Annotated in this window: 19 protein-coding genes and 1 pseudogene; 6 read left to right on the top strand and 14 right to left on the bottom strand. The window is 60.4% G+C overall.

Annotated elements, in window-relative coordinates; genetic code table 11:
* Positions 1-114: 114 nt before the first annotated feature.
* On the bottom strand, positions 115-768 hold the full coding sequence (locus tag BGC09_RS06505) for a hypothetical protein (protein WP_069803082.1): 654 nt from the start codon (positions 766-768) through the stop codon (positions 115-117).
* Between the two features lie 194 nt (positions 769-962).
* On the opposite strand from BGC09_RS06505, the gene BGC09_RS06500 reads away from it, so the two are divergent.
* Entirely contained in the window at positions 963-3,368 is a 2,406-nt protein-coding gene (locus BGC09_RS06500; protein WP_218103983.1) for a heavy metal translocating P-type ATPase, read from the top strand.
* 156 nt (positions 3,369-3,524) lie between these two features.
* Here BGC09_RS06500 and BGC09_RS06495 read toward each other — a convergent pair whose 3' ends face one another.
* Positions 3,525-3,773 carry a hypothetical protein gene (locus tag BGC09_RS06495; RefSeq protein ID WP_069803080.1) on the bottom strand — a complete coding sequence of 83 codons (249 nt, stop codon included), beginning with the start codon at positions 3,771-3,773 and terminating at the stop codon, positions 3,525-3,527.
* A 378-nt stretch (positions 3,774-4,151) separates the two neighbouring features.
* Here BGC09_RS06495 and BGC09_RS06490 point away from each other — a divergent pair, with 378 nt between their 5' ends.
* Positions 4,152-4,931 (top strand): DeoR/GlpR family DNA-binding transcription regulator, encoded by a 780-nt coding sequence (locus BGC09_RS06490; RefSeq protein ID WP_084658029.1) that lies wholly within the window; start codon positions 4,152-4,154, stop codon positions 4,929-4,931.
* Between the two features lie 264 nt (positions 4,932-5,195).
* Entirely contained in the window at positions 5,196-5,855 is a 660-nt protein-coding gene (locus BGC09_RS06485; protein WP_069803079.1) for a hypothetical protein, read from the top strand.
* A 235-nt stretch (positions 5,856-6,090) separates the two neighbouring features.
* On the opposite strand, the gene BGC09_RS06480 is transcribed toward BGC09_RS06485, so the two are convergent.
* The 5 genes and pseudogenes from BGC09_RS06480 to BGC09_RS06465 all read right to left on the bottom strand — a co-directional run bounded on the left by BGC09_RS06480 (position 6,091) and on the right by BGC09_RS06465 (position 10,967).
* Positions 6,091-7,005 (bottom strand): DMT family transporter, encoded by a 915-nt coding sequence (locus BGC09_RS06480; RefSeq protein ID WP_275935495.1) that lies wholly within the window; start codon positions 7,003-7,005, stop codon positions 6,091-6,093.
* A gap of 388 nt (positions 7,006-7,393) precedes the next feature.
* Positions 7,394-8,218: a sulfite exporter TauE/SafE family protein gene (locus BGC09_RS23480; RefSeq protein ID WP_369695675.1), complete on the bottom strand. Its 825-nt coding sequence runs from the start codon at positions 8,216-8,218 to the stop codon at positions 7,394-7,396.
* Positions 8,219-8,305: 87 nt separating this feature from the next.
* A pseudogene (locus BGC09_RS23475) lies at positions 8,306-8,719 on the bottom strand (DUF1634 domain-containing protein); the annotation flags it as partial.
* A gap of 391 nt (positions 8,720-9,110) precedes the next feature.
* Entirely contained in the window at positions 9,111-9,896 is a 786-nt protein-coding gene (locus tag BGC09_RS06470; RefSeq protein ID WP_069803078.1) for an SDR family NAD(P)-dependent oxidoreductase, read from the bottom strand.
* A 111-nt stretch (positions 9,897-10,007) separates the two neighbouring features.
* Positions 10,008-10,967, bottom strand: coding sequence for an MBL fold metallo-hydrolase (locus BGC09_RS06465; protein ID WP_069803077.1), 960 nt, complete (start codon positions 10,965-10,967; stop codon positions 10,008-10,010).
* A 424-nt stretch (positions 10,968-11,391) separates the two neighbouring features.
* On the opposite strand from BGC09_RS06465, the gene BGC09_RS06460 reads away from it, so the two are divergent.
* Positions 11,392-12,933, top strand: a complete 1,542-nt coding sequence (locus BGC09_RS06460; protein WP_069803076.1) for a carboxylesterase/lipase family protein — start codon at positions 11,392-11,394, stop codon at positions 12,931-12,933.
* 113 nt (positions 12,934-13,046) lie between these two features.
* Positions 13,047-13,988 (top strand): U32 family peptidase, encoded by a 942-nt coding sequence (locus tag BGC09_RS06455; RefSeq protein ID WP_069803141.1) that lies wholly within the window; start codon positions 13,047-13,049, stop codon positions 13,986-13,988.
* A gap of 143 nt (positions 13,989-14,131) precedes the next feature.
* On the opposite strand, the gene acs is transcribed toward BGC09_RS06455, so the two are convergent.
* A complete protein-coding gene (gene acs / locus BGC09_RS06450) occupies positions 14,132-16,072 on the bottom strand; it encodes an acetate--CoA ligase (protein WP_084658023.1) in 1,941 nt (646 codons plus the stop codon).
* Between the two features lie 569 nt (positions 16,073-16,641).
* Here acs and BGC09_RS06445 point away from each other — a divergent pair.
* Positions 16,642-18,111, top strand: a complete 1,470-nt coding sequence (locus BGC09_RS06445; RefSeq protein ID WP_084658021.1) for an outer membrane protein assembly factor BamB family protein — start codon at positions 16,642-16,644, stop codon at positions 18,109-18,111.
* Between the two features lie 190 nt (positions 18,112-18,301).
* Here the strand turns inward: BGC09_RS06445 and BGC09_RS06440 are convergent, their stop codons facing one another.
* The 6 genes from BGC09_RS06440 to cmr4 all read right to left on the bottom strand — a co-directional run bounded on the left by BGC09_RS06440 (position 18,302) and on the right by cmr4 (position 24,392).
* The gene (locus BGC09_RS06440) at positions 18,302-18,712 is read right to left on the bottom strand and encodes a nuclear transport factor 2 family protein (RefSeq protein ID WP_069803074.1); all 411 of its coding nucleotides are present in this window, start codon (positions 18,710-18,712) and stop codon (positions 18,302-18,304) included.
* A gap of 333 nt (positions 18,713-19,045) precedes the next feature.
* Positions 19,046-20,800: an aldehyde dehydrogenase family protein gene (locus BGC09_RS06435; protein WP_084658019.1), complete on the bottom strand. Its 1,755-nt coding sequence runs from the start codon at positions 20,798-20,800 to the stop codon at positions 19,046-19,048.
* A gap of 493 nt (positions 20,801-21,293) precedes the next feature.
* Entirely contained in the window at positions 21,294-21,434 is a 141-nt protein-coding gene (locus tag BGC09_RS22785; protein ID WP_176728856.1) for a hypothetical protein, read from the bottom strand.
* Positions 21,431-22,498 carry a type III-B CRISPR module RAMP protein Cmr6 gene (gene cmr6, locus BGC09_RS06430; protein ID WP_069803073.1) on the bottom strand — a complete coding sequence of 356 codons (1,068 nt, stop codon included), beginning with the start codon at positions 22,496-22,498 and terminating at the stop codon, positions 21,431-21,433. Before cmr6 ends, BGC09_RS22785 begins: the two co-directional genes overlap by 4 nt.
* A 294-nt stretch (positions 22,499-22,792) precedes the next feature.
* A complete protein-coding gene (cmr5, locus tag BGC09_RS06425; RefSeq protein ID WP_069803072.1) occupies positions 22,793-23,365 on the bottom strand; it encodes a type III-B CRISPR module-associated protein Cmr5 in 573 nt (190 codons plus the stop codon).
* Positions 23,366-23,423: 58 nt separating this feature from the next.
* The gene (gene cmr4, locus BGC09_RS06420) at positions 23,424-24,392 is read right to left on the bottom strand and encodes a type III-B CRISPR module RAMP protein Cmr4 (protein WP_069803071.1); all 969 of its coding nucleotides are present in this window, start codon (positions 24,390-24,392) and stop codon (positions 23,424-23,426) included.

Raw genomic sequence — 24,392 nt, 5'->3', positions numbered from 1 at the left:
GGCCCTTTGTATTGTACCTGTCGTAAAAAGAACGTGTCAACGTTGCTGGCTAACGGCCAATGCTCTCCCAGCTAACAAAGGAAAGAAGGGCCAGAGACGCCCTCCAGGCTCAGCTCATGCGGCTCGACGCTGACGGTAGACGAGAATGGCCGTGAGCACTGTCAGCAGGCCGGTCACAAAAGGCGGCAGACTGGTGGCCAGGCTACCCGTGGTGAGCCAGAGAAAGACGGCGATGATTTCGAGGATGAGGCCGCAGGCGAAGAGCAGAGCGATGCCCGCGGGCGAGTGCTCTGCGGAGCCGGCGAGCTGCTGACGATCGAAGCGCGGTGAGGGCACTCTTGCCGGCCCTGCCCCGACCTGTTCTGGCTCTGGGCCGGTCTCTCCTCCAAGGCGATGCAAGGAGTCGTAGAGGCCCTCGATCACACGACGAGGAGCCCGCAGCAGGACAGCACCTTGCCCAGAGCTGATCAGCAGTTCATGCAGCAGCGGCTTGCTCTGGGGACTGCGCAGCGTGATGGCTGTGATCTCTGTCAGAGGAATGGCCTCCAGGAAAAAGCGCGAGCGCGGGAACTGGACCTGGTAATAGCCGAGCAGACGCCTGTTCGTGAGAATGACATCACAGGCGACGCTGCCGTGTTGCTGACTGTGCCAAATGACAGGCCGGCTCTCTAGAGGCTCTTCCCCAGGCTCCAGATGGGCTTGCAAGCCGCGAAAGCGACGAAGAATTCGACGCGCTGCACTCTGCTGGTTGCTTGAAGGGACGCTCATGCTCCTCTCTCTTATGAAACATGCTTCGCTGGCTCTTTGCTCTCTCATTATAGCACAGAACTGGCTGAGCAGAGCCAGCGGCCAGATCTCCTGCGCATTTGACAAGGATGGCTTCTTGCGCTATCCTTTCTATTAGACCCCTACCGGGGGGGTGTGGGTTAATATCGAGCGATGAACACAAGGAGATGCAGCAGATGGCAACCTATCTGCCTGGTCCTGGTGGACCGCAGAGCAGCATAGAGCGGAGCAGTGGAGGGAACGGTGAGTCTGAGCAGATGGCTGCGCTGACGCTGGCGCTGGAGGGCATGAGCTGCGCCTCTTGTGCCAGGCGCATTGAGCGGGGCCTACAGCGCTTGCCGGGCGTCAAGGAGGCTAGCGTTAACTTTGCCACGGAGAAAGCCACAGTGCTTTATGATCCTGGTCAGGTTAGCCCGGCGTTGATGGTCGAGAAAGTTGAGCAACTGGGCTATGAAGCGCTGCCGCTTGGGCCGTCCGCAGAGGAAGGAAGGGGGGGGGAAGAGGATCAGCGCAGCGAGTACGTCGGGGGAGATAGTGTGAGCAGCGGCGGCAAAGACACGGCTGCGGCGGGGGCTTTGGGCGTGAGTGAGGGCCAGCGGCAGGTGGATCAACGTCGGCTATGGCTGCTACTCATGGCGATCGCTCTCTCGCTGCCTGTCGTTGTGCTCAGCATGTTCTTCATGGACCGCTTCCCGGGGGAGAACTATCTCCTGTTGTTGCTCACGACGCCTGTCTGGGCGGTGGTTGGTTGGGAATTTCACCGTAATGCGCTCAAGAACCTGCGGCATGGGTCGGCCACCATGGACACACTCATCTCGGCTGGCTCAACGGCGGCTTACCTGCTCAGCCTGGTGGCCACGGCGGTCCCGCAGCTAGCTGATGAGCCGACCTTTTATGACACTGCGGCCCTGATCATCACACTCATTTCCCTGGGGCGCTATCTAGAGGCGCGGGCCAGAGGCGAGGCTGGTCAGGCTATTCGCCGTCTGATCGGACTGCAGCCGCGCAGTGCGCATCTCCTGCGCGATGGTCAGGAGCACGAAGTACCAATTGCCGCAGTCAAGCCGGGCGACCTGCTCGTCGTGCGTCCCGGCGAGCGCATCCCTGTCGATGGTCTGGTCGTGGCCGGTCACTCGACGGTCGATGAGTCGATGGTCACCGGGGAGAGCCTGCCAGTCGAGAAAGGAGAGGGCGAGCCGCTGATCGGGGCGACGATCAACCAGAGCGGCCTGTTGACCATGCGGGCCACGCGCGTCGGCGCCGATACCCTGCTGGCCAATATCATTCGTCTCGTTGAGCAGGCCCAGGGCAGCAAGGCCCCTGTGCAGCGTCTGGCCGACCGCGTAGCGGGCATATTTGTACCAGCGGTGCTGGTGATTGCCCTGCTGACCTTCCTCGGTTGGGGACTGGTGGGGGCTATGAGTGGGGGGGGGAGCGTGGACTGGATCAGGGCCTTGATCGCGGCGGTGGCCGTGCTGGTGGTGGCCTGTCCCTGCGCATTGGGACTGGCAACCCCTACAGCCATCATGGTGGGTACCGGTGTGGGAGCTGAGCAAGGGATTCTGATCAAGGGAGGCGAGAGCCTGGAACGTATTCAAGCAGTGCAGGCGCTGCTCTTTGATAAGACAGGCACCTTAACACGTGGCAAGCCGCAGCTCACTGCGCTGTTGGCTCTGGCTCCCTGGGACGAAGCTGGCTTACTGCGTCTGACCGCCGAGGTTGAGCAAGGCTCGGAGCATCCGCTGGCGCGCGCCGTAGTGGAGGCGGCCCACCAGCGTGGCCTCTCTCTGAGGCGCAGGCCGGAGCACCTGACGGCTCTGCCCGGTCGGGGCCTGGAGGCCGTACTAGAAGGGCAGGAGATCTTGATCGGTGGGCCGCGCCTGTTGGAGGAGCGTGGCGTGGGGCTGGTGGAAGTGCGTCCCGAGCTGGAGCGGCTGGAGCAGCAAGGGGGCACCGTGATGCTGGTAGCTGTAGCTGGTCGGCTGGCGGGCCTGCTGGCGCTGGCTGATACCTTGAAACCAGGCTCGGCTGAGGCGGTGCGCCAACTGCAGGCCCACGGGCTGCAGCTCTGGCTTGTCAGCGGCGATCACCAGCGTACAGCCCAGGCCATCGCCGCTCAGGTTGGCATCCCCACTGAGCGCGTGCTCGCTGACCTTCTGCCGGCGGAGAAAGCTAAACAGGTGCATCGCCTGCAGCAGCAGGGGCTGACCGTGGCCTTCGCGGGCGATGGCATCAATGATGCACCTGCGCTGGCCCAGGCCGATGTTGGGATTGCGATGGGTAACGGCAGCGATATCGCCCTGGAGACGGCTGATATTGTCCTGGTCAAAGGGAATCTGCGCAGCCTGGCCACCGCACTGGCCCTGTCACGGGCGACGTTGCGCACCGTCAAGCAAAACCTCTTCTGGGCCTTTGCTTATAATAGTGTGCTCATTCCGACAGCGATCCTCTCGCCTCTGATTCCTTTCCTCAAGGAGCAGGCCCCGATCTTCGCGGCAGCGGCGATGGCGCTCTCCTCAGTCTCTGTGGTCGGGAATGCCCTCCGTTTGCGTCGCTTTGAACGGTGGGGGAGCGAGCGGTAGAAGCAAGAGGCGGAAGAAGGAGAAGCGATCAGGCGAGGAATGCGCAGTCGGGACCGGGGAAGGCGGCTGTCGACTGCTGTGGCCGAAGGCTCTCCTTCTTCCGCCCGCTACCAACAGTGCGAGAGCGATGGGGGATGCGTACCGTTTGGCCCGACCTTAGAACTGGCTGCGGGCCGGGCGCAGCAGCTTATGAAAAATGCCGAAGAGCAAGAAAGCTGGTGGCCACTGACCGACGAACAGCCCCCAATCACGCTTGCCGCTTACGAAAAGCACAGCTGAGGTAATGATCGAGACCAGAGCAGCCCAGTACCACATCTCGCCGGGAAGACGATCGGTGGTCCGAAAATACTGCTCTTGCATATCACGAGCAGCTTTTGTCGTCTCATGAATATCGACTTTAGCCATGTCTTCTCCTCTTCTCAACTCGACTGTTTAAGAGAGCAGTACGCGCATCGCCGGAGGTCTCTTGATCTCTGGCGATGGTACTCTGCTCTAAAGACGTTGCGAGATACAACTCTAGGTAAGGGTTACGCTCTGGCAGTTTTTTTCTTGATATCCTTCTTCCTTTATAGAAAAGGGAGCGGGGCCTTGATAGTTACCCGTTCAGGGGGCCACTGGCTCAACAGCTCCTGGAGAGAGTGCGGGGCATGATACAATGCTCGATAGGGCCTGAGGAGGAGGTCGGGCGCACGCGGGGAAAGGAGCTGAGGACTGACATCGCCCGTTGATCTGCTCAGTGGGCGAGCAGGGTGAGGATGAGCAAACTGAGGGAGCATACACTGAATGAAGAAGGAAAATAAGATTATTGCTCAGGAACGTCGTAGAAAGATATTTGAAATTATTGAGTCTAGTGGGGTGGCCTCGGTACGCGATCTGGCGCAGCGCTTTGCCGTCTCTAGCATTACGGTAGTCAGAGATTTGCAGGAGCTGGAAGAGCAGGGGCTGATCAGGCGGGTACATGGAGGAGCCATCAGCCTGCGCGGAGCCAGCTATGAACCGCCGTTTAGTGCGCGCGAGACCGAGCATGCTGAGGAAAAGAGGCGCATCGCGGCGCGGGCTGTGGAGTTGGTCAACGATGGGGAGAGCCTGATTCTTGATGTGGGGACAACGACGCTGGAGATCGCGCGGGCGCTCAAGGGAAAGCGCAATCTGACGGTGCTGGTAACGAATCTACGGGCGGCTCTGGAGTTGGCCAATCAGTCGGCGATTCAGGTCATCGTCGTGGGAGGGAAGCTACGCCCGAGCGAGCTGTCGCTGGTCGGTCATCTGGCCGAGCGGACGCTGCGCAGTTTCCAGGTCGATAAAGCTTTCATCGCTGTTGGTGGTGTTACAGTCGAACATGGGCTGACCGAGTTCAATTTTGAGGAGGCCGGCACGAAGCAGGCGATGATTGAGCGGGCGCGACGGCGCATTGTGGTAGCCGATCATAGCAAATTTGGGAAGGTGATGCTGACAGCAGTGGCGCCATTAAGTGCCATCGATACTATTATCACGGACAGCGGGCTGGATAGCGAGACGCTGACTCGCCTGCGCGAGTTGGGGATCGAGGTCATTCTTGCCTAGCCTCGGCGCTTCCATCTGTCCGGTTGCTTCCCTGTTTCCTGTCGTATTTAACGACGTTGTCTGCTTGTAATGAAGGCAAGCAAGCTTTATTGAATTTTGATACACTCTTTCTTGTGTATCAAGAAGAAATATGAAGATATCCTTTTGGAGAACTTGCTTTTGGTGCCTGGATCTGTTATCCTCTTCTCATGGTTCTGGTGGTATTGACCAGGATCAACCGAGTGACCAGGCCATCTATTTTGAGAGAAGGGAGCTAGACGGAGGATGTCGCTAGAGCGGTTCTGGCTGGCCGATCGCGTCCGTGCCCAGGAGCATGCCATTGCTGTGCTTAGTGCGGATGTTAGAGGGCTGGCTGCCGATATGCAGGTGAGTTTTCGACAGCTGGCTGAGTATCAGCTACACAGCGAGCGCCAGAGCGAGGCCCGGTTTCAGCGCCTGGAGGCGCTGGTGGTGGCAACCCGTGATGAGGTGCGTGCTGTGCAGGAGCGAACGGCTCTGCTAGAGATGCGCACTGCTAGCCTGGAGAACCGCATGGCCGGTCTCGAAGGGCGCATAGAACGTTTGGAAGGGCGTGTGGAACGTCTGGAAGAGCGTGTGGAGAAGGTTGAGAGGCGGCTGGAGGCGTTGGAAGGGCGTGTGGAGCGTCTGGAAGAGCGCATGGAGAAGGTTGAGAGGCGGCTGGAGGCGTTGGAGGAACGTGTCGCCTCGATCGAAGAGAAGATGGTCACCAAAGAAGATATGGCGGCCTTAGAGGGACGCATCAAAGAAGATATGGCGGCCTTAGAGGGACGCATCAAAGAAGATATGGCGGCCTTAGAGGGACGCATCAGAGGAGAGGTGGTGGCCTTAGAGGCGCGTATTATGGAGGCATTGGCTCAAATCACCACCTTGCTCAACGCACGGCAGGGAGGTCAAGTCAATTAGTTCTGCCAGCTCTCTATTTCTATATATGGCGATGTATTCCTAAAACTGGCGGCAGCACAGCAGAGCAAGAGAGGCCAAGGGGAGCGCCTGTCGAGGCCCATAGCCTGGGCAGGCGCTCCCCCTCTCGTGCAAGCAGTTGGGATTGTGGAACGACCGTCTGTCGAGGGAGCGAGCAGCTTGTTAGAGAGGGGATGGTCTGGCTCCTTGCTGGAAGCAGCTGTCAGGCCGTTCTGGCTCAGAGCGAAGCCAGCATGATCCCCAACGCCAGCACCAGGCCACCAAGCCAGAAGCCAGGCCCCAGGACTTCCTGTAGCAAAAGTGCGCTCAGCAAACCGCCGACCAGCGGCTGGGCGAAGAAAAAAATAGCCGCCACTCCCGCGGGCAGCCGTTCCACACCGCGGTACCAGAGAAACCAGGCGAGGGCTGTTGCTCCCAATCCCAGGTAGAGCACACTGGCCAGAGCGCCAGGCGAGAAAGAAAGCACAGGGTGCTGACTCAACTCCCACAGGGCCAGAGGAGCGAAAAAGACCAGGCTCCAAAGCGTCCCGTAGGTTGTGACCACCAAAGCCGAGTGTTTGCGGACAAGTGGCGTCCCGAGAACAGTAAACAAGGCCCAAAAGAAGGCCGAGATAATCAGCAGCCCATCACCGATGAGCAACGAGCGGGCCTGCGCGCTTGGGTTGCTTCCCTGCTCGCTGCCAACGATGATTACCACACCAACCAGAGCCAGCGTGGTACCAGCAACGACGCGCCATTGCGGGCGCTCGCCGAGCAAGAGCCAGGCCAGCGGTACAATGAAAAGAGGCGTGATCGTGGTCAACAGCGCTCCATCATGGGCGCTGGCCAGCTCGGTCCCGACAAACTGCGTGGTGATAGTGGCGGCGATGCACAGGCCGAGCAAAGGCAGGCGCCAGCGTTCCTGACGCGGTAGAGGTTCCCGATGGCCGCCCAGGCGCAGTGCCAGCCAGAGGGCGGCGCCTCCCAACAGAAGGCGCAGCAATCCTAGCGTCACCGGAGGAATAGCGCCAAAGCTGGCGCGACTCACTACGTACATGCCTCCCCAGAGGCAAGAGGCCCCAAGTGGGGCTAAGCCTGCCAGACTCCGTCTGCTGCGGTCCTGGCGTGTCGTTGGTGAGGGAGAAACGTGCACAGTACCCTTTCCTTCATCCTCATCGCTTGCTTAGAGACAGCAGAGAGAGAGACTGCAAGGCCATACACATGCATGGCTTGCAGCACTACCAGTAGTGGAAACTCGCTGAGCTAGCCAGTCGGTCAAACAGACCGCCGCTTAGTCGAGCAAGCGCCGAGAGAGCAGGGAGGGCGAATCTGTGGGTGAAAGCCGGCTCTGGCAACCATATACTGCACTGTGCTCCGCTCGAACAGAAACCTGGTTGCAATCATCAGCAGCAATCATGCCATAGAACCTGGTGGAAAATCAAGGGCACAGACCAGCGCAGGCATGAGATCAGCAGGGCTGTGCCCTTGATTGGATGATTGCCCGCGTGGACTCAGAGTGATCGTGACCTGGGCGGCTACGACTAGATACCTCCGATCCCCAGACCGTGGAGAATCATCTCCACCGCGGTTGCCACAATCACTGGCAAAAAGACCAAACGGATAACGCGATTGCTGAGGCGCGAGAGCAAGCGAGAGCCAATCAAGGCCCCGAGGAGAATGCCCAAGGCTACGGGCGCGGCCACCAGAGGAGGAATATCGCCGCGGGCAAAATAGATGCCGGCGCTTGCCGCTGCCGTCACGCCGATCATAAAGTTGCTCGTGGTTGTCGAGACCTTCAGGGGCAGGCGCATCACAACATCCATAGCCAGCACCTTAAAGGCGCCGCTACCGATGCCCAGCAGGCCCGAGATGACTCCAGCCACATACATGAGAATCAGCCCCAAGGGGGTATGTGTCACCTGATAGCTAACCTCACGCCCGAGATGCTCATCAGGGTAGCTGCTTGCCAGATTCAGGTGGGTGGCCAGCCAATCATTCTGCACGCCCGAGGGAAGCTCTTCGCCCATTTTGAAGAGCGTGGGCAGAGCCGATAGCAACAGGATGATGCCGAAGATGACCCCCAGGACGCCCGGGGCGAGCAGTCCGGCCAGAAAAGCGCCGCTGATGGCTCCCGTGGTGGTGGCCAGCTCCAAAAACATGCCCACACGCATATTGGTAATGCGGTCGCGCACGTAAGCTGCAGCCGCGCCGCTGGAGGTGGCAATCACCGAGATGATGCTGGCTCCGATGGCGAAGCTGATGGGCAATCCGAAAGCCAGCGTCAGCAAGGGCACGATCAAAACGCCGCCTCCCAGGCCGATCAGGGAACCGAGGAGGCCGGCAACGACTGAGCCGCAGAAAATCAAGGCGAAAACGAGGGCGGAAAAGTGGAAATGGGCCAGGCTACTGAGATGGGCGCTACTGGTGCCCCGGTCGCCAAAGAAGAGGCTGTAGAGCAAGATCAGAAGGACGACCAGGGTGATCAGTACATAGCGAAGGTCGCGTTCGAGCGCGAAGGCAACAATCGAGGTAGCAACACGTAGTACCGGTGTGGCGATCAACAAGACCAGACCGAGCACAATGAGCGCGGGAGCTTGCCATTGGAGCAAGTCGCTCATCAAGGCGGGGAGCGAGTGAGGAAAGCGCGTCACACTTGTCGTGGATGGGCTGCCGGGCTGCAGAAAGAGCCAGACAACCCCAGCTAAAATAACGGCGGCGCTCACCAGGACGCCGCCCTGGAGAATCCAACCGATAATGGTCGCGGCCTGAGCATCAATAGCAGGCGCCGTCGTTGCCGCAGTCGCAGTCGCAGGCTGCTGCTCTTCCACTTGGGTAGTTGACTGCGGCTCTGTGTCGTTACGGGTCATGCTCTCCTGTCTCTCCTGTCTCTCCTGCTATCCTGGAATCATCAGTAAGTGGGTCAGGCTGGGGACGAGGGGTCAGCCCTCGGTCGCGCTGAATGGTTCAGCAAGTTCTGCTGGCTGTCTTTCTCTCCCCTCTATGAACTATAGGGCACTTTTTGTAAAAATGCCATCTCTTCAATCTTCGACTCTGCAGCTGGGGTGGCTTGCCATCGAAGGAAGCGCCAGTAAGTGGGCTTTATTCCATGAGCGCTTCTCGCGGGCAGGCCGGGCACGGATCAGACAAGGCAGAGAGGGTAACGGCCTGCCTGACCGTCTGTCTTTCTCCGCCCTTCAGCGCTGGTGCCTGCGGTTGTTCCGCATTGGGTACCAGCGCTGAAAATCCCGACTCAATCAGCTACTGAGGGGTATCCCCCTGATCCCACCACAGCCCCATACGGGCGGTAGTGCCGCCATCGACATAGAGCACCTGGCCGGTGATGAATTCGGCGGCGTCCGAGACGAGGAAGGCAACTGCTGGCCCGATATCTTCGGGGTGGCCGACGCGCCCCCAGGGCACCAGGGTATTGCCCAGCTCGCGGGTGTAGCCCGGGATGGCGAAATAGCGCGGTACCTCGATGATGCCGGGGCCGACAGCGTTGACGCGAATACGCTGGGGGGCCAGTTCGATGGCCAGCTCACGTGTGAAGGCGATGATGGCCCCCTTGGTAGCAGCGTAGGCTGAATGGCGGGGAAAGCCGGCGTAGCCATGAATCGAAGTGATGTTCACGATTGAGCCACCGCCGCGCTTGAGCATGTACTGCACGGCCTGTTGAGCGCAGAAGAAGTAGCCACGCATATTGAGGTCGAAGACCTCATTGTAGGTCTCTTCGCTGATTTTGAGGAAATCATCGGCGCGAGTGACCCCTGCGTTATTGACCAAAATGTCGAGGCCGCCCAGGGCCTCAGCAGCCTCATCGACGACGCGGCGGCAGTCGGCTACGTGGGCCAGATTGCCCTTGACGGCGACCGCTTTGCCGCCCAGTGCTTCAATGCGCGCCAGCGTTTCGCGGGCGCCCTCTTCGCTGTGAGCATAGTGGATACCAACGCTGGCGCCCTGGCGCGCCAGCTCGACGGCAATGCCCTGGCCGATGCCCATCCCGGCACCGGTGACCAACGCCAGGCGACCGGAAAGCACTCCCATAGCTTTGCTCCTCTTCCTTATCAGAGTAGCTCCTTTGCTCGCTCTCTCTGCTCTCGCTTCTGTCATGCGGTGGCGGGGAAGCGCGCTCGGAAAAGGGGCAACGCCCGAGACTCAGTCTCGAACGGCCTCCCAGGCGACAACCCCTTCGTGCTGAAGGCGGCGCACGCGCCCGTAGCGCTCCAGCCAGCGCATATGCGCCTCCAGGGCATACTCCAGGTCGGGTGGAAAGCCAAAGGGGCCGAGCACGGGGTCAGTCAGCTCAATCAAACGAGCGAGCGTCAAGGGCTCCGTCGCCTCGGCCAGCAGGCGTGCCAGCACAGCGTCGGTGCGCAGCACAAAATCGCGGCTCGCCTGCAGAAAGGTGGTCACTTCCTGGTCGCGCATGATAGGGAAATGGCCGGTGAGCAGGAGCGCTGGTTGCAGCGAAGCGATCGTCTGGATCGAGGTCAGATAGATATCACGATCGGTATAGGGAGGAGGAGCCGTCGGAGCACCATCGCGATCGATCTGGGTAGCGCCATTGAGGGCATCGCCGATAATTGCCACGCGCCGGCGGGGTTCCCACAGCATCAGATGGCCTGGCGTATGGCCGGGCACGTGGAGCACCTGGAGCACCAGCTCAGGCCCGCAACGGATGTCCTCACCGCCGGTCAGGCCGAGCGCTGTTGGAATCGGCTTTCCTTGCCAGGAGCGCAGCATCTGCGTCATCTCCGGGGCATAGGTCAGGCCGTGATCGGCATGGTAGGCATCGTAGCGCTCGCGGAAGATTGCCTCTGTGTCCTCGATCCAGCGCCGATCGAGAGCGGGCACCAGCGTCAACGCTCGTGGGCAGGCGGCGCGCAGCGTCTCCAGGCCGCCGAAGTGGTCGACATCGCCATGCGTCACCAGGATCATATCCAGGCGGGCGGGATCGCCTAGCTGCTCCGCGAGCCAGGGAATCAGCACCTCGCGAGCCAGCTCGGGCGTACCTGCGTCGACCAGCAGCGAGCGCTCGCCAACGATCAAGTGATGGGCCATCAGCTTCTTGCCGATGTAGGCTTCCTGGCGGTGAATGCCAGGTACAATCTCCATGACCTTCCTCCATTTCTTGACGCGGCTTGACGTTCAATGGCCACGTAACGTATAGTTCCTGTGGCAGGGCTACCACACCGCATGACAGTCGTCAGAAGATGAGAGGTCGGCATGTTCTAATGGTACATCAGACAAGTACCCCTACTCAATGCATCCATCTTCGCTACCTCTTACTACCCAGTCAGCCCCTCTCAAACAAGCGTGCTGCTCCGGCCTCTCTTTGCCTGCCCCTGATGGGGGACAATGGCAATACGATCGCTGTCCTTTGATTGAGTGAGTGATGAAGAGAAGGGGGAGCAACGCCTGTCAGGTTGGCTTGACTCATGTCAGGCCAGAGGCCAGAGACCAGAGAGCCGAGACGGGAAGAAAAGAGCGCAGCTTAGCGAGAGCACATTGCCAGACAACGAAAGGGAGCAATGAAGCGATGGCTGATCTCATTGTCGAAACCTCTGCCGGGAAAGTCAGAGGAACCACCATCCATGACATCGCAACCTTCAAGGGCATTCCCTATGGCGGGCCGACGGGGGGGCGCAACCGCTTCCGCCCGCCGACGAAGCCGGAACCCTGGGCTGGGGTCCGTGATGCCCTCAAGTATGGCCCGGCCTGTCCGCAGCCGCCCGAAGGGATGAAGCGCCTACGGGCTATCATTGGCGAGGGCGGGCGCGAAGAAGAGAGCGAGGACTGCCTCTTCCTGAACGTCTGGACGCCGGCGGTCGCTGATGGCCGCAAGCGTCCTGTGCTCTTCTGGTGTCACGGTGGCGGCTTCAGCATGGGTTCTGGCTCGGCAGCCTTCTATCGCGGCACCAATCTCGCGCGGCGCGGCGATGTTGTGGTCGTCACTGTCAATCACCGGCTGGGGCCGTTTGGCTACCTGCATCTGGCTGACCTGCTTGGTGATGACTACGCCGAGTCTGGCAACGTCGGCATGCTCGATCTCGTCGCGGCTCTGGAGTGGGTGCGGGACAACATTGAAGCCTTTGGCGGTGATCCGCAGAACGTTACCATCTTCGGCGAATCGGGTGGCGGTGCCAAGGTTTGCGTCCTGATGGCCATGCCGTCTGCCGCTGGCCTCTTTCATCGCGCCATTGTCCAAAGCGGGCCGGCTCAGCGCATAGCCACGCGCGGGAAGGCCACCGAGCGCGCCGAGCGCCTGCTTCAGGCGCTCGGCATCTCGCCTGCCAACAGAGAGCAGCTGCACGAGATCCCAACGCAGCGCATCATCGAAGTCAACGACGCCGTCAATCCCAATGCTCTTGGTCCCTGGGGACCGGTGGTCGATGGCCAGATTCTGCCGCAGCATCCCTTTGATCCCCAGGCGCCGGCCATCTCGGCGCAAGTCCCGCTCATCATTGGCACCAATAAAGACGAAGCGACCCTCTTCCTGCTGGGAGACGCTCAGCTTGGCGCCCTTGACGAGGATGGGCTACGGCAGCGGGTCCAGCTGCTGCTCAGGGACAAAGAAGCTGCTGAGCGCCTGCTGGCGGCGTATGCTGGTGCCTATCCCGACTGGAGGCCGGCGGAGCGGTATGTGGCTCTCCTGAGCGATGCCATGATGCGCATCAACTCCATTCGTCTGGCCGAGCGTAAAGCAGCCCAGGGTGCGGCGCCCGTTTACATGTATCTCTTCACCTGGGAGACTCCGATCCTCGATGGCAAGCTCAAATCCTGTCACGCCCTGGAGATCCCCTTTGTCTTCGACAACCTGGAACCGGCGCGGCGTTTCCTGGGCGCCGCCGAGGGCCTGCAGCCAGAGCTGCAGGAGTTGGCCGCCAGGATGAGCGGCGCCTGGCTGGCCTTCGCGCGCGACGGCCTGCCCGCGGCCCCTGGTTTGCCGGACTGGCCTGCGTACACCCCCGAGCAGCGGGCCACAATGATCTTTGATCTCACCTGTCGCCTTGTGAACGATCCTGGTGGCGAGCTGCGGCGAGCCTGGGAGGGCCTCCCGTTGCGCGGCCTCTCCGAATAATGGGCCGGGATAGGCCGAGGCAACAGAGCAGGAAGCAGGAGGCCAGCAATCTCATCTGTCTGATAGAGAGAGCGAGCAGTACAAGACAGGAGCGGAGAACAATGGCTGAGTTGATGCAGGAGACGCGCGCCTTCTTGCGGCGGCTGGGTCTGCCGACGGGAGACGCCCACGACCTGCCCACCTCCTCCAAGCGTTTCCCCGACGGGGCCCAGTATCGTGTTGAAATTCCCAGTGTTGAGGGACCGGCGGCCCTGGAGGCCGTGCGCCAGGCGGCCCTTGAATATGGGGTGCGTATCCATCGGATCTCGCAGGGGAGCGGCATCATGTTGCTGCGCAGCGACGAAATTCGGGCGATGGCCCATCTGGGGCATGAGATGGGCATTGAGGTCAGCCTCTTTGTTGGGCCGCGGGCCGGCTGGGACACAGGGGCCCAGTTCGTGAGTCGTTCAGGACGGAATCTCGGAGCCAGACAGCGCGGCATGGACCAGCTCCTCTACGCCCTGGAAGACATCCGTCGTGCCGCTCGCCTGGGCATCCGCTCGGTGCTGGTAGCTGACGAGGGCCTGCTGTGGGTTGCTGGGGAAATGAAGAAGGCTGGCGAGCTACCTCCGGACTTCGTCTTCAAGCTCTCCGTCCAGATCGGCACCGCGAACCCGGCGGCGGCGCGTGTCATGGAGCAGCTTGGTGGCACTACCTTGAACACGCCAACCGATCTCTCGCTCGCGCAGCTGGCGGCCATCCGGCAAGCGACCGACATGCCGCTGGATGTCTATGTCGAAGCTCCCGACGACTTCGGTGGCTTCGTGCGTCACTACGAAATTGCCGAGCTAGTGCGGGTGGCCGCCCCGGTTTACCTCAAATTTGGCCTGCGCAACGCCCCCGATGTCTATCCTAGTGGCAGTCATCTGGAGGCCACCGTGGTCGCCCTCTCGCGCGAGCGTGTGCGGCGGGCCAGCATTGGCCTGGAACTCTTGCAGCGCTACTATCCCGAAGCCACCACTTCCGAACTGCGTGCGCCGGGACTGGGCGTACCCGAGCCACCTGCTGCAGATTAGCCAGGTGCCGCCCCACCACCGTCGGGGAAAGAAGAGCGACCGGGTAGTGTTACGATCGTACCCGGTCGCTCTTCTTTAGAGGGCGATTCTGCCTGCTCGGATCAGCTTATCCCCGAACTGTTGGCGTTCAGGCAGAGGTGCAGCTATCCCTCCAGCGTCGTCACGTCGCCCAGCGGCTGGCCCAGCTCGCGGGCACGCAGGACGCGGCGCATAATCTTGCCGGAGCGGGTCTTCGGCAGCGCCGTCACAAACTCGATCTCATCCGGTGTGGCGATGGGGCCGACGTTCGTGCGGACGTGCTGCTTCAGTTCCTGAACCATCGCCTCCGACGGCTCATTGCCGGTCTTCAAGATCACAAAGACCTTGATATGCTCGCCCTTGACCGGATCGGGCTTGCCGATCGCAGCGGCCTCGGCCACAGCCGGATGGCTCACCAGGCTTGACTCGATCTCCATTGAACCCAGGCGATGGCCAGCCACCTTGATCACATCGTCGACGCGGCCCTGGATGCGGAAGTAGCCGATCTCGTCGATCGTGGCCGCATCGCCCGCGAAGTAGACATCGGGGATTGTCTCCCAGTAGGTGCGGTAGCGGGCCGGATCGCCGTAGATCGTGCGCATCATCGACGGCCAGGGATGGCGGATGATCAGGAAACCGCCCTTGCCCGTCTCGACAGGATTGCCGTCCTTATCGACCACCGCTGCGTCGATGGTCGGCAGCGGACGGGTGGCGCTGCCCGGCTTCAACGGCAGGATGACCGTCGGGCTGATCAAGATGGCCCCGGTCTCCGTCTGCCACCAGGTATCCATAACTGGCAGCGCATCGCGCCCGATGTTGTGGCGGTACCACATCCAGGCCTCGGGATTGATCGGCTCGCCGACCGTGCCCAGGATGCGCAGGCTGGACAGGTCATGCTTGGCCGGCCACTCCTCGCCGAAGCGCATCAGGCCACGGATCGCTGTGGGCGAAGTGTAGATGATGGTCACCTTATACTTCTCGACCACGCTCCAGTAGCGATCGGGGGCGGGATACTGCGGAGTGCTCTCGAAGAGGACGCCGGTGGCGCCGTTCAGCAGGGGGCCATAGACGATGTAGCTGTGGCCGGTCACCCAGCCGATGTCGGCGGTACACCAATAGACGTCGTCGGGCTTGATATCGAAGACGAACTTCGTTGTCGTATAGACGCCGACAGCATAGCCGCCGTGGACATGAACCACTCCCTTCGGCTTGCCGGTACTGCCACTGGTGTAGAGGATATAGAGGAGATCCTCGCTGTCCATCTCCTCGCAGGGAACCACGGTATCGTTGGGAATATCCTGGAGCAGCTCGTCGGCGTAGAGATCGCGACCGGCCTGCATCGGGACCTCGGTGCCCTCGCGTTTGAAGACGATCACCTTCTCGATCGTGGGAGTATTGGCCAGGGCCTCGTCGCAGATCTTCTTATACTCAATCAGCTTGCCCCCGCGATGGGCCGTATCGACAGTGATGAGCACCTTAGCACGGGCATCGTTGATACGCTCCTCCAGAGCGCTCGCGGCGAAGCCGCCGAAGACCACCGTGTGGACGGCGCCCAGGCGCGTGGTGGCCAGCATGGCGGCGACCAGCTCGGGTGTGACAGGCATATAAATAGCAACGCGGTCGCCCTTCTTCACACCGAGGTTCTGGAGGGCCTTAGCCAGGCGGTTCGTCAGCACATACAGATCCTCGTACGTCAGGGTGCGGCTGGAGCCATCGTCGGCCTCCCAGTGGTAAGCCACCTTCTGGCGCGTCGAGGTTTGCATGTGGCGGTCGAGGCAGTTGTAGACGATATTAAACTTGCCGCCAACGAACCACTGGAAGAAGGGCTTCTCGGTCCACTGGAAAGTCGTCTGCCAGGGCTGGAACCAGTGCAGTTCCCGTGCCATGTCGTTCCAGAACTCCTCGCGGTGCTCCAGCGACCAGCGATAGAAGTCCTCGTAGTTCTCGAAGCCCTTGGACCTCATGTAGGCCATGATATTGGCCCGCTCAACGACTTCGGGGGATGGGGGAAAGAGCCGTTCCTCCATCAGAATGGTATCGGTGTTCTCAAAGCCGAGGTTGCTCATGACTGCTTTGTCCTTTCTGTCTGACGCTTGCTACCATCGCCACCGACGGCGATGGAGTGGGGTTGAAGAAGAAGATGAAGAAGAAGCAGAAACGACGTACTGCAAGCTGATTGAGAAAGGCCAGGGTCGCGACGCGCCACGCGCGAGCAATCGAAAAAAGACCCTCTACCGGACTATTACCTGGCGGGCCAGGTTGCGCACCCTGACCCGGGGCCTGGCCAGGTACCGTTAAAGGGCCAACTCCCGCGCGTGATACAGATGGAGAGGAACGACGAGGTCCTGTCACTCCAGGTATTCCGCCGTGTGATACTGTATCGCGCAACCTATCGCACTGCGATACGTTATGCATGGTAGCATATTTGCTTGCCTGCGTCAAGAGTAGCTTCTACCTACTTGCACGAAAGTACCAGCTCTGCCGCCTGGGAAAGATAGGCTGCATTGCTGTCCTACGGATCATAGAAGATGAATTCATACAAGTTTATACCAGAAAGTGGAGGTTTCATAGATTCTCAACAGCGTTGCAAAGGAAATGCTTCATAAGAGAACTCTCGCAGTGAGGAGAAAGGCCCATGTCCACAACAGGATACGCAGATCGAGAAAGAGGCGCTTATGAACCGGGAAGAGGAAGAGCCTGGTTCTGGAAGCCTGGGCAGTTGCTGCTGGTAGCGCTGCTTCTGTGCCTGCTGGCCGCCTGCGGTGGGAATACGACGGGAGGGACTGTCACCCCGACGGTTGCCTCCTCGCCGTCCTTGTCCTTGCCCACGCCGACGGCCAGCGTTGCGGCGACTGGAGGAGGAAGCGACTGGACCACCTACCATCGAGACAACTCCCGCAGTGGCTACATCGCTGGCGTTCCTGATCCGGCCCGCCTGGTCTCGCTCTGGACCACCCACCTGGACGGGGCAGTCTATGCCGAGCCTCTCGTCGTGCACGGGCGAGTCATCGTCGCGACCGAAGGTGACTCCCTCTATGCTCTGAATGCAAGAAATGGCAGCGTGCTCTGGCACACCAGAGTTGGGACGCCTGTCCCGCTGGCGACTCTGCCCTGTGGCAATATCGATCCTCTGGGCATCACCGGCACCCCGGTCTATGATCCGGCTACCAACCTCGTCTTTGCTGTAGCCGAAGTGAGTGGGCCGCGGCACATACTTGTCGGCGTTGACGCTGATAGTGGGGTCCTCAAATTCAGCCGCAGCGTCGACCCGCCAGGGGCAGATCCGCGAGTGCACCAGCAGCGCGCTGCCCTGGCTCTAGCTAATGGGCGTATCTACATTGCCTATGGGGGACTCTACGGCGACTGCGGCGACTATCGTGGGCGTGTCGTAGCGGTGCCGACCACCAACCCGCAAGCGGCCATGCTCGCCTTTGCCGTTCCCACGCCCCGCGAGGGTGGTATCTGGGCCCCTGCCGGTCCGGCGGTTGATGCGTCAGGCAACATCTATGTCTCGGTGGGCAATGGGGCTGTTACCTCGGGCGACTGGGATCATAGTGACTCAGTGCTGCGTCTCTCTCCCACGCTCCAGCTCGAGGATGGCTTTGCGCCGACCCAGTGGGCCAGTGATAACGCCGCCGATCTCGATCTTAGCTCTCTAGGGCCTGTCCTGCTTCCCAATGGCTTGCTCTTCATCGCTGGAAAATCAGGCATTGCCTATCTATTGCGCGCCAACGCTCTAGGTGGTGTGGGGGGACAGCTCCAGGAGCAGAAGCTTTGCGATGCCTATGGTGGGGCGGCGCGCGTTGACAGCGTCATCTATCTCCCCTGCTCGCTCGGCGTGCTTCAGGTGAGTATCGGCAGCGGCCCGCGTCTCATCCGCGGCTGGCAGGCGCCAGCCAATATCAACGGCTCGCCTATCGTAGCCGGAAATACCGTCTACGTTGTAGATCGCACCGGGGCGCTCTATGCGCTCAATCGTCAGACGGGAGCGGTCCGCGCTCGCCTCTCGATTGAGCCAACCTCCCGCTTTGCCACGCCGACGCTGGTGGGGCGTACTCTCCTCATTGGCACAATGAACGGAGTGGTCGCGGTAGGAATCGCCTGAGTCTCAAAGAAGAGAAAAGAGAAGAAGAGGGCGACCGGGAGAAACGAAACGAAGCGAAACGGACACGAGACCGAGGCCAGGTCGGCCTGATGGGGCGGAGGAAGCTCCGGCGCAGCAGTGGCCCCAGTTTCCTCCGCTGGCGTGGCCTGGTGCGGCTTGCGTTGCCGACACCGTCCTGCAACGCACTCCCTTAGCTCTGGCGAAGCGCGGCTCCTGGCGCACGCAGCGTCTCCTCCGCAGCTTTCTGCTGGGGTGGGGCCTTGACGCGAAGGCCCGTGATAAAGGCCCCCTCGAAAGTACACTCCAGTCCGGCCTCCAGCGACTCACTCGCTTCGGCAGGGGAGGATTGGACGGGCAGGCCGGCAAATTGCAGATGCGCGGTCACGCGATTCCCCGTCTCGCACAAATGTTGCAGGTGGAAGCGTAAGGTGGGAAGAGCGCTCTGAAGTGTCTGCAGCAGCTCCAGAAATTGAGGTTTGCTGAGATGCTGCGTGCCAGTCCCATAATACACGAAGTGGTCAGCGAGATAGGCGGCGGCTCGCTGGTAATCCTTCTGTTCCAGAGCCGAGGCAAGCGCCACTAGCCTTGCTGCCTTACTCATGCAAAGACCTCCTCTTCATGAATTTTTCGTCATTGGCACATCTCAGATACTAGATCTCTCTTCCCTGAGAGCCTGCCTGGTTGACCAGAACGTAACGGTCATCCTTTTCCTGGTACGTCGTGACCGAGAAAAAGGTGACATTTCTGGCCATAAAACAGGCGCTAACCTCTCTGAACGCTTATAGTGTCTGTTCCCAGCAGAAGACAAAACCAGCTCGTTGGAAGAGAAGGGCAACGCTGCCGCACGCAACAGCTCAAGCTGGCCATGCTCGCTGGGCCTGACCTGCGATGACCGGGCCCAGCGAGCATGGCGAGAAGCCGTCTGTCTGATGGCTCAGCCGACAGTGGCTGAGAGCAGAATGGCCGGGAGCTTCGTCGGTGAAGGTGCGGCCAGAAACTCGATCAATTTTGGAAAGGTCTTGAGGGCCTTGCGCCCCTCGGTCACAAACCAAAGCGGGGTAGGTGTACTGCGGAAGGGGCCACGCAGCACAGATTTCTGTGCACGGGAGAACATCAGGGTATTGTGAACCACGCCAATGCCAGACTGGATATCGTAGCTGTCGTGACCGGGGAAAGCGCCCCAGGTAGTTGCAGCCAGAGCGAAGCCGATACCGGCCCAGTAGTTGACACCGACGGTGCCATAGCGCAGGTTGGCGACGGCGCGCTCGACGGCGTGGGCGATGGCTGGAATCTTCAGCGATTCGGGGTGGACAATCAGGGTGGCATTGAGCGTCCCCCAGAGCCGTTCATTGGCGAAAGCCACGGCCCGATCGATATAGTCGGCGATGCTCTCGGCAGCCAGGGTGGTTTCGGCAAAGAGGCTGCAGAAAGCTTCGGTAGTATAGCAGATATCGCCCTCGCGCTCGGGATCAAGGCCGGTGATGAGGGTCCAGGGGAGTCGCCCATCGCTGGCCTGTCCGTACAGCTCGGCCTCGGGATGCTCGGAGACGAAGGCTCGTTGGCGCTCGCTGGCGCCGGGATAGTAGGCCAGGCGTGGAGGAACGGTCTGCAAGACACGCCGGATAGCGTTGAGCAGCTCGGGCCGCTGCTCCCAGCCGGCATGCTGGATCAGCACGCGCGTAGCGTTGCAGTTAAAGCCGGCATTATTGGTTAAAGAGCTAACGATGTGGGCGGCCTGATAAGCGAGATCGCGCGCCGTCCAGGGGCCGGGAACAACGATGAACGGGCTGACATTGCCCAGCTCGCCGGTGACTCGTTTGTTGATCAGAGGTTGGCGGGCGGCTTTGCGCCGGGCCCCTTCAGGACCGGGGCCGAAGACAATGGCCTCGTAGGTTTTGTCGGAGCCAGTGATGTGGATCTCCTCGACGCCCGGATGCTGGCAAAGATAGGCCCCTTCTTCGGCGCCACCGTAGACCAGGCGCAGGAAGCCGCGATCGATCAGGGGTCGGAAAGCCTCGCTCAGGAGCGGCCCAAGATAGGCGTTTACCGGATTGGCTTTGAACAGGACAACCTGATCTTCGACGAAGAGTTTGTAAAGAATATCCATCGGCCCGATGCTAGCGACGTTACCGGCGCCTAGCACGAGCGCCACTTTACCGTTGTGTTGACGGTCCTGGTAGATGAGAGCCTGGGTACGTGGAAGCTCGCTGATGCTGACCCCCGGTTCCATCCAGATCTCCGCGGTGAGGCCCATAAAAAAGAGGCGGTCGTAGACGCTCTGGGGAAAGACGCGCGCGGCTACCTGCCCGTTGGGCATGGTCAGCACCGGGCCGGGAATCCGGGGATGGCCGTAGCGCTCGATGTCGAGCAACGACTGCCGGAGCTGGCGCAGGTTGTTGATGACGGGTAAGACGCCCGCTCCCCACTCTTCGCTGGCCGCCGGCTCGTCGGGGGCGAGGCCTTTGGCTTTGAGGCTGACCTCAACCCAGCGCGGGGCGATGGCAACGAAGTTGCTGAGGAGCTGCTCTAAGATGGCAATGCGCTCGCGCACCGGCACTGCGACCCAGTGGTCTTTGTGGGCCTGCAGCGCCTGCACGGCGGCATCCATGTCCTGCTGCGTGGATGGGGCAATACTGCCGCTCACGGTGGGGAAGTGAGGAGAGCCGTGTCGGGTGCTGCTGGTGCTCATAAACTATACCTCCATTTGAAAGCATGGCTCACTCTACCCACTAACAAGAGCCATTCTACAGTATGTGACAGGCTGGGACAAGGGGATGTGGGGGGGTAATGAGGGAGTGAGTAAACAAGAAAGCTAATCTGTTTGCAAGATGTGTATACGGCTTTCTTGCTTTCTTTTCACGGTTGCTTGCAGCTTTTCCCGTCTAAGTGTATTTCCTCTTCTTGTAAAGTTGAGGAGAGTGGGATGGCTCGCGCTGACCTACAGGCAAGACCACGCCTCTGGTCGCTCTGCTGAGCCTTGGCCAGAGGCGTGCTGTGTTTGGGGTATGATCATGGCTGAATGCGGTCAATGACCTGATCTCTCTTCAGGCACTCAAGCTGAGAGGAGGCACAAGACAATCGTGATCCTTACCTTTGACGCAGTGGCGCTCCTCGTCGCAGAGTCTTCCCCAGGTCAACAGCTTGCAGCAGGGATGACACGCTGTCTGGTGATGGGAGTATGGCTAATGCTGCCTCCTGAGTAGGCCGGGTGGGCTGCGCCGTTTGGCTCCGCCCGACTTGCTTAGCTTGAGCGAGGGCTGTACCTTGCGGTAAGGCGCATGGGAAGAGATGATGAGCTGGCTCTGGGCGAGGATGGTGATCATTGGTGGATATCCTTCTCTTGTATAATTTGTTCTATTTGTTTGAAGAATTCTGATTTTTTCTGAAGATCGACTCCTTTCTGACGGTAGATCTTTTCGATCTCTCGGGCCAGCAGGCGTTTTGCGGCGGGCGAGCGCATTTTCCTCAAAGTGCTCAGAAGCTCCAGGCTTCCTTTCCGTTGAAGCTGTTCGGGGGTGAGGGCTGCCAGTTCCCTGGCTTGGGCCCGCGCTTCCTCCATGCCCTCGCCTTCCTCTTCCCGCCCTGCGAGGGGAGCGTTGTTGGCGACAGGAGACTCGGCTGCCTGATGGAAGTAGCCGTAGCCGGCGCTGGTCTTGCCGCCGATGCCGTAGTCCGCCAGAGCCTGCTTGAGCAGGGCCAGAGCGAGGACGGTATCGGCGCGGTCGCCAGGTGTGGGAGTACGTGGGGCGATGGCGAAGGCAAAGGTAGTCTTGGCCACGGTGAGAAAGGTGATCGGCACTGGGGATTGATCGTTACTGGGCGGCCTGTTCTTCTGATAATAGTCGGGATAGTGGGGCGTCATGACGTCTAGTTCCAGCCTGGCCTGTCCTTCGAGTGGAATGGCGTCGAAAAAGATGACGCTGCCGGCCTGATCGAGGGTGCCGAAAAGGCGGTTCAGGTCAGCTTCCGCTTTCTTTCTCTGCCGAGGCTGGCCTTGCTCGTCGGGGATGGCGACTTCCCAGTCCTCTTGAGTGGCGTAGTTGCGCGTCAGACCTTTAAGGGCACTGCCGGGGATAATGGGCAGACTATAGTTGCGGTGCAGGGTCAGGTCGGTCTCCAGCACAGAGTTACCGCCCAGGCCAACCACCAGGCGCCAGTCGATCTCGGCCTTGAAATGAAGGGCGTTCAGGGCGCGGGTGAAGGCCTGCCAGCGCTGGTACGCGCCTGTGGCGAGGGCCTGGTCGGGTTGGTAGCCTTGGGCCAGGGCCTGCAGCCACTGCTGGCGCGCCGCCGGGAACGCTTTGCTATCGGAGCCCAGCGAGAACTGAAGAACCGCGCTGGGAATGTAGCGGTGAAGCTGCAGTCCCAGGTTGGGGCAGGCTAGCACGGGGTAGTCTCTCCTCTGTGAGTGGGACTGATCTTGCTGGGGCGAGCCGGGCTTCCCTTTCTGAGAGGGAGGATTGGCTCCGGCTTCCTGCGACGAGCCTGATCCTACTTTCTCTTTGTGGAGCGCTGCTTTGAGCAACTCTGTGGCTCGCGGCGGCAATGGATAGAGCGATGTCTTGCCCTGCGCTGTTGTGTGGCTATCGCGGTTGCTGGGGCCTCTCGGGGGATGCTGTTGCCTTCTCGCGTGGCCTGATTCTCGGTGCTGTGAGTTATTCATCGTCTCGCTTCTCCGTCCCTACTGCCCGGACTTGGCAGACTCCTTGTTCTCCTCTTTCTCCAGCTCAGCCTCGGCGAAGCGGCGCAACCAGTCGCCGAAGGCCAGACACTCGGTTGTTGCCCGGCGGTAATCGTTGCTGCTGGCCTCCTGAATGATCCAGAGCAGGAGAGCGTCCACTTGCTTGTTCTGGTCACCTTGCGTTTCGTCCTCCCACCTCTCGCTCTTCTTTTCGATGGGGGGAATAAACCTACGCCTGGCCATCCACTCGGTAAGATGCTTCAACAGGTAACCATAAGATTTTAGCTGTCTTTGTTGATCTTGCTGAGTGCTCTTCGCCGAAGGCTGGCCTGGAGATGCCTTCTGATCAGCTGTCTTCGTCTTCTTCTCTTCAATCGCTTTTGCTCTGAGAAAGCCGAGGGTGGCCCCCAGGCCGTTGATCTGCACCATCTGGTTAAAGGTTAAGGCCCGTGTGCGATATTCGGCCTGCAGCTCGGCTGAGGGGAGCTTCTTTATCTCTTGAATGCAGTTCCAGGCAAACTTGCCCCGCTCTTGTTCCAGCAGTCGTCGTATGGGTTTTTTCTCTTCTATCATAGGATTCACCTGTTATATCTGTTATTTTTTTCATCCTTTCTAACAAAGGGACGATAGTTTAGGGCTTACCGGTGGTGGTGCTGGTGAGTGGAACTGCAGGACTCCAGCGCACCTTGACGAAGCCACGCCCTACTGTCTCGTCGCCACCGAGCTGCAGGTAGGGGCCGGCCTGCTGGCTGAGTGTCTGAGCCTCTTGGAGCAGTTCCAGGCCATGACGCGGCTGTTGGCCCTGCTCGCTGGGACGTCGCTCGTTGGTCGCGTAGATAGGAGCGTAGAGCAGGGTATCTGCAGGCAGATGTTCCTCTGTCCAGAGGGCGCGCTCTTCGACCGTCTTCGTGCTCTGATTAAGGGCGATGCGCGTGATCAGCTCGGTTGAGTAGAGGGCGAAGTCGCGGAAATCGTCATCGGAGAGGACGACCAGCGAAGACCGCAGCTTGCCGGCCCAGTAGCCGTCAAGCGGGAGGGCGTGCTCCGCCAGCCAGTGCGCCACACTGGTCACCTGCTGGTTCTTGCTGACCTCGAAACTGAACTCTTCCAGCAGCAGGCCTGACTTCTCCTCGGAAGTGATCACCTCTGAATCCTCAGTAACCAGCGCCTGGCCGTTCGTCGGTCGCTCCGGCGGCAACTGCGGAAAAGTCTGCTCCTGGTGGATGTGGGTGAGATCCTTTCGAAAGCGCTCCAGGACATCAAGAGAGGTAGTATAAGCGAAAACTCCCCGGAGAGAACGCACAGGGAAGAGCAGGATGCGGGCATCTCCGACAATCAAGGCTCCAGCGTGAAGCCGGTCGGTCTCTTGAGTTTCGCGCTCGTGGCCAAAAAGCGCCTCGACCCGCCTATCGGACTTGTTGCCGCACTGATCGACGATCAACGCGCGCAGTTTCCCTTTGATGCTGCTGCCCTGGATCATGGGATACTGGGTATGGCGCTCGCGCTGGATCGGCAACTCGATACTGCTCAGGCCACTGCCTACACCGGCGTGCAAGGACGTTTCTGTGTAGATGTACATCATGCTCGTCGCTGTAATCAT

Source organism: Thermogemmatispora onikobensis (genome assembly GCF_001748285.1).
In the GTDB taxonomy this organism is placed as follows: domain Bacteria; phylum Chloroflexota; class Ktedonobacteria; order Ktedonobacterales; family Ktedonobacteraceae; genus Thermogemmatispora; species Thermogemmatispora onikobensis.
Note: the sequence above shows the minus strand (reverse complement) of the source record. Positions and strands in the feature narration are given on the sequence as shown.

Bases quoted from the DNA above. Each gene is read 5' to 3' on its own strand.
- BGC09_RS06465 (WP_069803077.1), bottom strand. From the start codon at position 10,967: ATGGAGATTGTACCTGGCATTCACCGCCAGGAAGCCTACATCGGCAAG.
- cmr4 (WP_069803071.1), bottom strand. From the start codon at position 24,392: ATGATTACAGCGACGAGCATGATGTACATCTACACAGAAACGTCCTTG.
- BGC09_RS06495 (WP_069803080.1), bottom strand. From the start codon at position 3,773: ATGGCTAAAGTCGATATTCATGAGACGACAAAAGCTGCTCGTGATATG.
- BGC09_RS06485 (WP_069803079.1), top strand. From the start codon at position 5,196: ATGTCGCTAGAGCGGTTCTGGCTGGCCGATCGCGTCCGTGCCCAGGAG.
- BGC09_RS06505 (WP_069803082.1), bottom strand. From the start codon at position 768: ATGAGCGTCCCTTCAAGCAACCAGCAGAGTGCAGCGCGTCGAATTCTT.
- BGC09_RS06500 (WP_218103983.1), top strand. From the start codon at position 963: ATGGCAACCTATCTGCCTGGTCCTGGTGGACCGCAGAGCAGCATAGAG.
- BGC09_RS06455 (WP_069803141.1), top strand. From the start codon at position 13,047: ATGCAGGAGACGCGCGCCTTCTTGCGGCGGCTGGGTCTGCCGACGGGA.
- BGC09_RS06435 (WP_084658019.1), bottom strand. From the start codon at position 20,800: ATGAGCACCAGCAGCACCCGACACGGCTCTCCTCACTTCCCCACCGTG.
- BGC09_RS06445 (WP_084658021.1), top strand. From the start codon at position 16,642: ATGTCCACAACAGGATACGCAGATCGAGAAAGAGGCGCTTATGAACCG.
- BGC09_RS06470 (WP_069803078.1), bottom strand. From the start codon at position 9,896: ATGGGAGTGCTTTCCGGTCGCCTGGCGTTGGTCACCGGTGCCGGGATG.
- cmr5 (WP_069803072.1), bottom strand. From the start codon at position 23,365: ATGATAGAAGAGAAAAAACCCATACGACGACTGCTGGAACAAGAGCGG.
- BGC09_RS22785 (WP_176728856.1), bottom strand. From the start codon at position 21,434: ATGATCACCATCCTCGCCCAGAGCCAGCTCATCATCTCTTCCCATGCG.
- BGC09_RS06460 (WP_069803076.1), top strand. From the start codon at position 11,392: ATGGCTGATCTCATTGTCGAAACCTCTGCCGGGAAAGTCAGAGGAACC.
- acs (WP_084658023.1), bottom strand. From the start codon at position 16,072: ATGAGCAACCTCGGCTTTGAGAACACCGATACCATTCTGATGGAGGAA.
- BGC09_RS06490 (WP_084658029.1), top strand. From the start codon at position 4,152: ATGAAGAAGGAAAATAAGATTATTGCTCAGGAACGTCGTAGAAAGATA.
- BGC09_RS06440 (WP_069803074.1), bottom strand. From the start codon at position 18,712: ATGAGTAAGGCAGCAAGGCTAGTGGCGCTTGCCTCGGCTCTGGAACAG.